Annotated in this window: 11 protein-coding genes; 6 read left to right on the forward strand and 5 right to left on the reverse strand. The window is 71.8% G+C overall.

Going from position 1 to position 9,270, the window contains the following annotated elements; translation table 11 throughout:
• The 3 genes from ACTWQJ_RS38960 to ACTWQJ_RS38970 all read right to left on the reverse strand — a co-directional run.
• Positions 1-617, reverse strand: a 617-nt coding sequence (locus ACTWQJ_RS38960) for a tripartite tricarboxylate transporter permease (protein ID WP_443311165.1), incomplete at its 3' end; no start/stop codon positions are given.
• 1 nt (position 618) lies between these two features.
• Entirely contained in the window at positions 619-1,158 is a 540-nt protein-coding gene (locus tag ACTWQJ_RS38965) for a tripartite tricarboxylate transporter TctB family protein (protein WP_443311166.1), read from the reverse strand.
• Positions 1,155-2,138, reverse strand: a complete 984-nt coding sequence (locus ACTWQJ_RS38970; protein ID WP_443311173.1) for a Bug family tripartite tricarboxylate transporter substrate binding protein — start codon at positions 2,136-2,138, stop codon at positions 1,155-1,157. Before ACTWQJ_RS38970 ends, ACTWQJ_RS38965 begins: the two co-directional genes overlap by 4 nt.
• Positions 2,139-2,375: 237 nt before the next feature.
• Between ACTWQJ_RS38970 and ACTWQJ_RS38975 the strand changes: the two genes are divergently transcribed.
• From ACTWQJ_RS38975 to ACTWQJ_RS38985, 3 genes are all read left to right on the forward strand, one after another.
• Complete coding sequence (locus ACTWQJ_RS38975; RefSeq protein WP_443311174.1) at positions 2,376-4,016, forward strand: ATP-binding protein; 1,641 nt, start codon at positions 2,376-2,378, stop codon at positions 4,014-4,016.
• Positions 4,013-4,726, forward strand: a complete 714-nt coding sequence (locus tag ACTWQJ_RS38980; RefSeq protein WP_443311167.1) for a response regulator — start codon at positions 4,013-4,015, stop codon at positions 4,724-4,726. Before ACTWQJ_RS38975 ends, ACTWQJ_RS38980 begins: the two co-directional genes overlap by 4 nt.
• A 98-nt stretch (positions 4,727-4,824) precedes the next feature.
• A complete protein-coding gene (locus ACTWQJ_RS38985) occupies positions 4,825-5,388 on the forward strand; it encodes a hemerythrin domain-containing protein (RefSeq protein WP_443311175.1) in 564 nt (187 codons plus the stop codon).
• Between the two features lie 171 nt (positions 5,389-5,559).
• On the opposite strand, the gene ACTWQJ_RS38990 is transcribed toward ACTWQJ_RS38985, so the two are convergent.
• Entirely contained in the window at positions 5,560-6,087 is a 528-nt protein-coding gene (locus ACTWQJ_RS38990; protein WP_443311168.1) for a hypothetical protein, read from the reverse strand.
• A 270-nt stretch (positions 6,088-6,357) separates the two neighbouring features.
• Between ACTWQJ_RS38990 and ACTWQJ_RS38995 the strand changes: the two genes are divergently transcribed.
• A complete protein-coding gene (locus ACTWQJ_RS38995) occupies positions 6,358-7,596 on the forward strand; it encodes a hypothetical protein (RefSeq protein ID WP_443311169.1) in 1,239 nt (412 codons plus the stop codon).
• Between the two features lie 27 nt (positions 7,597-7,623).
• Here ACTWQJ_RS38995 and ACTWQJ_RS39000 read toward each other — a convergent pair whose 3' ends face one another.
• Positions 7,624-8,079 carry a flavodoxin family protein gene (locus ACTWQJ_RS39000; protein ID WP_443311170.1) on the reverse strand — a complete coding sequence of 152 codons (456 nt, stop codon included), beginning with the start codon at positions 8,077-8,079 and terminating at the stop codon, positions 7,624-7,626.
• A gap of 133 nt (positions 8,080-8,212) precedes the next feature.
• Between ACTWQJ_RS39000 and ACTWQJ_RS39005 the strand changes: the two genes are divergently transcribed.
• The gene (locus ACTWQJ_RS39005; RefSeq protein ID WP_443311171.1) at positions 8,213-8,860 is read left to right on the forward strand and encodes a class I SAM-dependent methyltransferase; all 648 of its coding nucleotides are present in this window, start codon (positions 8,213-8,215) and stop codon (positions 8,858-8,860) included.
• Between the two features lie 80 nt (positions 8,861-8,940).
• Positions 8,941-9,270 (forward strand): arginase family protein (locus ACTWQJ_RS39010; protein ID WP_443311172.1); only part of this gene is annotated, 330 nt, incomplete at its 3' end.

A 9,270-nucleotide genomic window follows, 5' to 3' on the forward strand; every position in this document is an offset into this window, starting at 1 on the left:
ACGTCGATACCGTCGGCGAGTTGGAGCGATCCGAAGGTGAGCCGCTGCTGCCCGGTCATCTGGTCCAGACCGACCAGGCCGAGGGTGAGGCCGATCAGCAGGGAGGCGAGCCCGCGGATGCGGGACGAACCGAGCACGGAGGTCACCGCGATGAAGGCGAGGACCATGATGGCGAAGTAGTCGGGGGCGCCGATGTCGACGGCGAGTTCGGCGACCGTGGGCGCGAGCGCGACCAGCAGGATCGTGCCGACCATGCCGCCGGCGAAGTGGCCGATGGCGGCGGCCGCCAGCGCCTGTGCGCCGCGTCCTGCCTTGGCCATCGGGTTGCCCTCCATGGCGGCGACCACGGCGGCGCTCTCTCCGGGGGTGTTGAGCAGGATCGACGTCGTCGAACCGCCGAACATGGCACCGTAGTAGATGCCCGCGAACATGATGAACGCGCCGATGGGATCCAGCCCGTACGTCACGGGGAGCAGCAGCGCCACCGCCATGGCCGGGCCGATGCCGGGCAGTACACCGATCGCGGTGCCGAGGAGCACGCCGAGGGCGGCCCAGAGGAGGTTGAGCGGGGTCAGTGCCGTACCGAAGCCGTCCAGCAGGGAGTCGAGGGCGTTCATCTCACAGGACTCCCATCAGGGGGCCGCCGGGCAGCGGCACGCCGAGCAGGTTGTTGAACACGACGTAGGTGACGAGGGAGAGGCCGGCCGCGATGAGCGGGTCACGGTCGGTGTGGCGGCTGCCGAGCGCGAAGGCGGCTCCCCAGAAGAGGAGGGCGCCGGCGATGGGGAAGCCGAGGGGTTCGATCAGGACGGCGGCGCCCAGGAAGACTCCGGCGAGCAGCAGCACGGTGCGCCAGTCGGCGGGTTCGGACAGGTCGATGTCCTCGCCGGTCTCGGCCTGGCCGCGGCCGCCGCGCAGAACGTCCACGGCGAGCAGGGCGGCGATGAGCAGCAGCACGGCGCCCACGACGATCGGTACAGTCTTCGGTCCGACGGGGCCGCGCTGGGCGATGTCGACGTCCATGGTGAGGGCGTCGGTCAGGACGAGCACGCCGAGGATCAGCAGCAGGACGCAGACGCCGAGTTCGGAGTGGTCGCGCAACCAGGAGCGGTGCGTCGGCGCGGGCGCCGGGGGGATGTCGGTGGTCTGCGTCGTCACAGGCCCAGCTCCTTCAGTACCGAGACCACGCGTTTGTCCTGGGCGTCCAGGAACGCGCCGAACTTCTCGCCGGTGAGGAAGGCGTCGTCCCAGCCGTTCTGCTTCAGGGACGCCTGCCACTCGGCGGAGTCATGGAGTTTCTCGATCAGTCGGACGAGCTTGTCGCGCTCGGCGTCGGAGAGACCGGGCGGCGCGACGATGCCGCGCCAGTTGGTGAAGTTCACGTCGTAACCCGCCTCCTGGAGTGTGGGCGCGTCGAGGCCGTCGACGCGCTCGGGGCCGGTGACCGCGAGCAGCCGTAGCTCTCCCGCCTTGATCTGGTCGAGGTACTCGCCGACGCCGGAGACGCCGAAGGCGACCTTGTTGCCGAGGATCGAGGCGAGCAGTTCACCGCCGCCGTCGAAGGGGATGTAGTTGACCTCCTTCGGGGCGATGCCGGCGGCCCGCGCCATCAGCATCGGCGCGAGATGGTCGGGTCCGCCCGGCGAGGATCCGCCACCGACGGGGAGCTTGCCGGGGGCGGCCTTCCAGGCGTCGACGAGGTCGTCGATCGTCTTGTACGGGGAGTCCTTGGCGACCACGACGACGTCCTGCTCCTCGGTGAGCCGGGCGATCGGGGTGGTGTCGGCGAGGGTCTTGGGCGCGTGGTTGGAGCGGACGGCGCCGACGACGCCGAGCCCCATCGACATCGCGAGCTTGCCGTTGCCGTGCTCGCTCACCAGGCGGGTCAGGCCGACGGTGCCGCCGGCGCCGGGCAGGTTGAACACCTCGACGTTGGGCGTGAGACCGGCGTCCTCGGCGTTCTTCGCGGCCGTGCGGGCCGTGATGTCGTAGCCGCCGCCGGGCGTGTTGGGGACCATGAAGCGCAGTCCCGGGATCTGTGTGCCGGTCTCGGCGCCGCTGCCGGTGCTCAGCAGGGGCGGTCCCAGGAGCAGGAGTACGGCGGCCCCGAGCAGGGCGAGGGGGGTGCGCAGGCGCACTGGTGCCACCACCTGTCGGTTCGTGGATGCGGTTCGGGAAGGCCCTGTGGGGGAGGGTGATGTGGGCCACATGGTGCCTGCGTGTCGACGGCCTGTCTCGCTTCCGGAACCAACGGAGGTTTTGGTCTTTGTGTCAGCGAGCGGGCTGCCGACCGATCTCTTTCCTCCGGCGCAGGTGGACGCCATGATGAGGCAGCCCCGTCCGTGAGCCCTCCGCTGTCAGAGATCGAGTCCGTCGTGGTCGCCACCTTCCGTCGCCAGACCCTTGCAGGCGAGATGCTGGTGCTTCAGCTCGCCATCGTCGTGGTGGTGCTGCTGGCGGTCGCCGCGGTCTCGCTCGCCCAGTCGGAGGCGACCTTCAACCGGGTCGAGGGCCGCCGGGTGAGCGCGCTGGCCGAGCAGTTGGCCGCCAATCCCCTGGTGCGCAGCCAGCTCGTGGCGCCACTGCCGCGGGAGGCCCTGGCGCCGCTGGTCAACTCCACGCAGTCCCAGTCCGGCGTGACCTCGGTGACGGTGGCCGACGCGGACGGCCGGATCGTCAGCTCCACGAATCCCACCGTGACCGGCGACGCGCTGCCGCTGGGCGAGGGCGCCGTCGCGGGGCGCGGCTGGTCGGGGGAGCTGGAGGTGGACGGCGTACGGGAGCTCGTGGCGCAGGTGCCGGTGCTCGGGGCCACGCGGGAGAACCTCGGGCGGCAGCTGGGCACGGTGATGATCGGCGAGGCCTCTCCGACGGTGTGGCAGCGGCTCAGCGGTGCCTCCTCCTATCTGCTCGCCTACCTGGGCGTCGCCAGCGGTCTCGGTCTGGCCGGCTCCCTGTTGCTGGCCCGGCGGGTCAAACGCCAGACCCTCGGCCTGGAGATCACCGGGCTGGCCGAGCATCGTGAGGCGATGCTGTACGGGATCGCCGAGGGCGTCGTCGCCCTGGACCCGCAGCACCGGCTCACCCTGGTGAACGAGATGGGCCGGCGCTTGCTCGGCCTGCCCGAGGACTGCGTGGGCCGGAGCCTGGCCGACCTGGGCATCGAGGGGCGGCTGCGGGACGTGCTGGCCGGAGACCGGGAGGGCCCGGCCGACAAGCGCGACGAGGTCGTCATCCGGCACGACCGGGTCCTGGTGATGAACCGGATGACGGTGACCAAGGACGGCAGGCTCCTCGGCTCGGTCACCACGCTGCGGGACCGCACCGAACTGGCCCGGCTGGAGCGGGAGATCGGCTCCTTCCGCAGTTCCTCGGAATTGCTGCGGGCGCAGGCGCACGAGTTCGCCAACCAGCTGCACACCATCTCCGGGCTGATCCAGATCGGGGAACAGGACGAGGTGGTGCGCTACATCCGCGCGCTGAACCAGCGCCGCCAGTCGCTGGACGTCACGCTCAGCCGCCGCGTGCGCGACACGGCGGTGGCCGCCCTGCTCATGGCCAAGTCCTCGCAGGCCGCCGAACGCAGGGTCCGCCTGCGGATCTCGGACGACACCGCGCTCGGCCGGCTCGCCCCGGAGGATGCCGCCGATGTGGCCACGGTGGTCGGCAACCTCGTCGACAACGCCGTGGACGCGGCCGCAGCGGGCGACGGCGGTGACCGCGGGGCCTGGGTCGAGGTCGAACTGCGGCAGGACGCCTCCACCGTCGAGATCGCGGTACGGGACTCCGGCCCCGGTGTTGCGCCCGACCTCGCACGGGAGGTGTTCTCGCACGGTTTCACCACCAAGGCCGCTCAGAAGGGCGAGCGCGGCATCGGCCTGGCGCTGACCCGGCTGGTCTGCGAGCGGCACGGCGGCGAGATCTCGGTGACCAACACCCCCGACGGTGCCCTGTTCACCGCACGCATGACCGTCAGCCACCTCACCGACGCGGTGGCGGAAGGAGCGGGCCGATGACCAGCACGACGGAACCGTCCGGTAGGGGGGACGCGATCGACGTCCTCGTCGTCGACGACGACTTCATGGTGGCCCGGGTCCATCGCACCTTCGTCGAACGGGTCCCGCCGTTCCGGGTCGTCGGCGTCGCCAGCAACGGCGAGCAGGCCATCGACGCCGTCGACGAACTGCGCCCCGACCTCGTGCTGCTCGACCTGTACCTGCCGGACATCTTCGGCCTGGACGTCATCCCACGGCTGCGCACCGCCGGCCACGACTGCGACGTCATGGTCATCAGCGCCGCGCGGGAGGCGGACACGGTGCGCGGCGCCGTACGGCACGGCGTGGTCGACTACCTCCTCAAGCCCTTCGAGTTCGAGGACCTGCGGGCCCGCCTGGAGCGCTACGTCGCCCAGCGCGGCCGCCTGCTGGCCACCGTCGTACGTGGTCAGGCCGATGTGGACCGGGTCCTGGCCGGGGCGAGCGCACCGGCGCCGGCCGGCGGTGCGCTGCCCAAGGGGATGAGCGTCGAGACCGCCGACCTGGTCGAACGCGCCCTGCGCTCCGCCGACGGCACGCTCTCGGCCACCGAGTGCGCCTCCCTGACCGGCGTCTCCCGGGTGAGCGCGCGCCGTTATCTGGAGTACTTCCACACGACCGGCAACGCCGAGGTGTCGCTGCGGTACGGGGTGGCAGGGCGGCCCGAGCGGCGGTACAGCTGGCGGGCGTGAGGCGCGGACCGAGCGGGTTGGCCCCCGGGGCACAGGGCACTCGGAGGCAGTGGCGGGAGTCATCCGGAACCGCCGAAGCCACGCTGGGGGCGATGGACATGGCACATGGTGGAAACGTCATCGACGAGCTGGTGACCGATCACCGGGAGGTCGAGGAGCTCTTCGGCCGGATCGAGGCGCTGCCGCCCGGTGACAAGGACCGCAAACTCCATGCCGACCAGGTCACCATGGAACTGGTCCGGCACTCGGTGGCCGAGGAGGCCTATCTCTACCCCGCGGTCCGGGAGCACGTGCCGGGCGGGGACGCCCTGGCCGACAAGGAGATCGAGGACCATTCCAGGGCCGAACAGCTGATGAAGGACCTGGAGAGCTGCGAGGCGGACGATCCGGAGTTCAACCGCCTCATCGGACTGCTGATGAATGAGGTCCGCACGCACGTGGCCGACGAGGAACAGAACCTGTTCCCCAAGCTGCGCGCCGCGTGTCCGCCGCAGGCGCTCGACGACCTGGGCGACAAGGTCCGCCAGGCGAAGATGCTGGCGCCGACCCGTCCGCATCCGTCGGCCCCGGACACGCCTCCGCTGAACAAGCTGCTGGCGCCGGGTGCCGGGCTGGTCGACCGGCTGCGCGACACACTGACGGGACGCGGCAAGCCGGACTGACGACGCGGGTCGCCGCACAGGCGTCGTCACCACGGGGGGCCTCGGCCGCTGAGCACCTGCGTCACCGCAGGGCCGGCCTCAGCCGCCGAGCGACTGCCCCGGCCGTCCCAGGCTGAGCGCCTGCGGGACGGCCCCAGACGCCCCACCCTCGGCGTCACCGCCACGTCGGCCTCAGGCGGTGAGTGCCTGTCCTGGTCCCAGGCGGTCCAGAAGGAGGGTCTGGTGAAGCTCGGCCACGGGTGCGAGCAGGTCGGGGTGTCGGAGCAGGGCCGCGGCCTGCCGGTCCTGCTCGTCGGGCGCGATCAGGCGCCGGAACTCGACCGGTGTGTCCCCGGTGTGTCCGCCGTCGGCGAGCGCGGCCACCGCAAGGCTGGCCAGCTCGGCGTCCGTGAGCAGGCAGGCGGCCCAGCTCGCCACGACCTCGTCCACCCAGGTCCGCCAGGCATCACCCTCCGGGTCCTGTACCCCGTCCGAGTCCGCGCCGGTGATCCAGTCGAGTCGCGCCGAGCCTCCGGGCCCGGCCATCCCGACCAGCGCGGCGTCCATCTGCGTCGGATACCGCAGCCACGCCGCGACCGTCACGGCCTGCCGTGCCTGCACCTCGCACAGGGCGGAGGCGAGGGCACCGCCGGACGCCGGGTAGGCGCGCGTCAGCCACTGGGTGGTCGCCGCGATGAGCGGGGAGAGGTCTACGAGCACTGCCGGGCCGTCCGAGGTGTTTGCGGGAAGCAGGGGGTGTGCAAACGGTAGCCCGCGGCCGGGCCGGCACCACATGGCCCGGATCTCATCTGCGGCGTGGCCTCGGCCACAGATCCGGCCCGGCACGCAGGACAACCGAACACCCCATCGGGGCATCACACGGTTGCTGCACCCGAGTGGCGAGGCAGCCGACGGGGCCTTAGGAATGGGACGGTACAACGCGCGTCGCGCTGGCGCAGGAGCGGCCGCACCTCTCCCATGGAGCCCAGGATGACCACCCGCTCTTCACCATCCCAGTCGAATCAGCCCGCCATAGCCTTCACCCAGGCCATCCCCTCGGCGGAACCGCTGTCCGGGACCACCCCGGCCGTCGGCCCGGCCCCGGCGCTCGGCCCAGGACCCGAGGAGAACACCGGGCCCGCCGGTCCCACGGGACACTCCGACGACAGCACTCCCCAACTCCCCATGGCACCCCGGGCGGAGGAGGGCGCTGCGGGCGGAGGCTCGTACGGCGATCCGGTCCTCGACCTCGTCCATGCCGCCGTGAGCGCTCGGCCGCTGGAGGAAGTCGTCCGGCTCGTCACGCTGATGGAGGAGTCACCCGAGTACGCACAGACGGTCGTCGCCGTCCTGAGGGCCGTCGCGGTGACCCGCTCGGTGGACGACGTCGCCCGGCTGGTCGCCGAACTGACCCGGCCGCCACGTGAGGCCGACAGCGCGGACGAAACCATCCGCGCGGCGGTCGAGGGCCGGTGCGTCGAGGACGTCACACGTCTGATGGCGTTGCTGCACCAGACGCCGTTGGAACCGCACTGCGGACAGGCAGCGGTGCGGGCGGCCGCCACGGGCCGGCCGGTCGAGGAACTCGTGGAGCTCATCGGACGGCTGGCCCAGCAACAGGTCCCGGAACCGGACGGGGTTCAGCCGGAGCAGATATCCGGGTCCGCCGCACAGGACGCGACGGCGAGCGCCCCCACCGCGCCCGCTCCCGACGTGTTCCCGGCGGCGGACAGCAAACTCATCCTCGGACTTCGCGGAAGGCGAACCGTCCGAATCCGGCGCGACCGTCCCCCTGCCCCGCCCAAGAGACCTGTGTTCTGGCCGAGTTGGCTGGCCGCTGCGGCCCTCGTCGTGTGCGGCGCCGCGTGCTTCCCGCTGCACCGTCAGGGCACGACCTCCAGCGTCTACGTGACCACACTCGGGGTGTCCGGCGCGTGCGTGGTGCTGGCTGTCCTGCTGGCTCTTCGGACCACGGTGCCGATGCTGATGGCGGGTGTGGCCCTGCCTGCGACGCTGGCGGCGGCCGGGTTGCTCGAGGGCAGGATCCACTCGGCCGGGCTGTCCCGGGCCCTGCACATCACACTGGCGCCGCCCTGGAGCGCCGGTCTCACCGCCGTGTGCGCGTCGCTGGCCTCGCTCGCCGCGCTGCTCCTGCTGTTGATGGTGCAGGTGGCGGACCGGTACCCGGTGCCGCGACCGGTGGCCGAGGCGAGTCGGGTCACGGAATGACCGGGGCGACGAAGAGGTGGCCGATCGTCACGGCTCCATGAGTCCGGCGGCCACCGACGCCCCCAGTTCCCAGCACGCCTGGATGTCGGCCCGGTCCGGCTCCCCCGTCACGGTCACCGCGTCGGCGGTACGCCGCCAGCCCAGGCCGGTCGTGATCGACTCGATGCCGCGCACCGCTCCGGTGACATCGCTGCCGCCGTGCACGTAGTAGCCGAAGGGCCTCCCCCGTGTCTCGTCGAGGCAGGGGTAGTAGACCTGGTCGAAGAAGTGCTTGAGGGCGCCGGACATGTAGCCGAGATTCGCCGGTGTACCCAGCAGATACCCGTCGGCGGACAGCACGTCGGACGCCGTCGCGGACAGTGCCGCCCGTCGCTCGACCCGGACGTTCTCGATCTCCGGGGTCGTCGCACCGGAGATGACGGCCTCGAGCATCGCCTGACAGTTGGGCGACGGCGTGTGATGCACGATCAGCAAGGTGGTCACGCCACCGAACCCTGCCGTGACCCCGGCTACGGCCGCAAGCCGCGCACGGCCCCGGGACTGCCCCCGTTGTCACCACAGGGCATGGGTGGAACGATGCCCGGCACCGGCCGCACGCGTGACGAAGGGAAGCATCGTGACCGACGGGGACCACCGGCCGCGCGCGGCTGCCGTGTTCGACGCGATCGGGGCTGCGTACGAGGCGGCGTTCGCGGGATCGGAGCCGCACCGGGCGTCGCTGGCGTGGCTGCTCGGGCGACTGGAGCCGGGGAGCCGGGTGCTGGACGTCGGCAGCGGGACGGGGCGGCCCACTGCGCAGACACTCGCCGGGGCGGGTCATGACGTGCTCGGGATCGACTGCTCCCCCGTGATGGTCGACCTCGCGGCCCGGCAGGTGCCCGACGCCTCCTTCCGGTGCGCCGACATCCGCGAGGAGCGGCTCGCGGACGGCTCGTTCGACGCGATCTGCCTGTACTTCTCACTCCTGCAGATGTCCCGCGACGAACAGTCCGCCCTCGTACGCCGACTGGCGCTGGCGCTGCGGCCCGGCGGTCACATCGTCCTCGCCACGGTGCCGCTCGATGTGGAGGACGTCGAGGGGGTTTTCATGGGGCAGCCGGTACGGGTGACCAGCTTCGCCGCGGAGGACTTCACCGCGATGGTGAGCGCGGCGGGCCTGAGGGTGCTCCGGCAGGACGAGGCGCTGTTCACTCCCGCTCACCCCGATGCCGTGCCCGAGCCCCAGTTGTTCCTGTACTGCCGACGTGACGGGACGGCCGGCTGACCCGAGTCGGCTGGGCCTGGGCCGCGTTCTGCGGGACGATGGACTGTGGAGCCACCGCCCATCGGCGAAGGGGCTGTGACGTGCAGGAACTGGCGATCATCGAGGCGCCGTCCGTGCTGGGACTGCGACCGACCGGCGTGCAGGAGCTGCCGGCGGCCCTGCTCGATGCCGGTCTGCTGGACCGCCCCGGGGCGGTGCGGGCCGGCCGGGTCGAACCGCCGGCCTACGTCCCCGGACGTGATCCCGACACCGGGGTCCTGAACAGCGCCGGAATCGCGGAGTACTCCGTCCGGCTCGCCGACGCGGTCGCCGGCGTTCTCGACACCGGTCGCTTCCCCGTCGTCCTCGGCGGCGACTGCAGCATCCTGCTCGGCGCGCTCCTCGCCCTCAAGCGGCGCGGACGCCACGGG

It is taken from the genome of Streptomyces sp. KR55, from assembly GCF_052245645.1.
Taxonomy (GTDB): domain Bacteria; phylum Actinomycetota; class Actinomycetes; order Streptomycetales; family Streptomycetaceae; genus Streptomyces; species Streptomyces flavusporus.

Excerpts from the sequence above, each read along its gene's own strand:
- ACTWQJ_RS38980 (WP_443311167.1), top strand. The coding sequence starts at position 4,013 with ATGACCAGCACGACGGAACCGTCCGGTAGGGGGGACGCGATCGACGTC.
- ACTWQJ_RS38985 (WP_443311175.1), top strand. The coding sequence starts at position 4,825 with ATGGCACATGGTGGAAACGTCATCGACGAGCTGGTGACCGATCACCGG.
- ACTWQJ_RS38995 (WP_443311169.1), top strand. The coding sequence starts at position 6,358 with ATGACCACCCGCTCTTCACCATCCCAGTCGAATCAGCCCGCCATAGCC.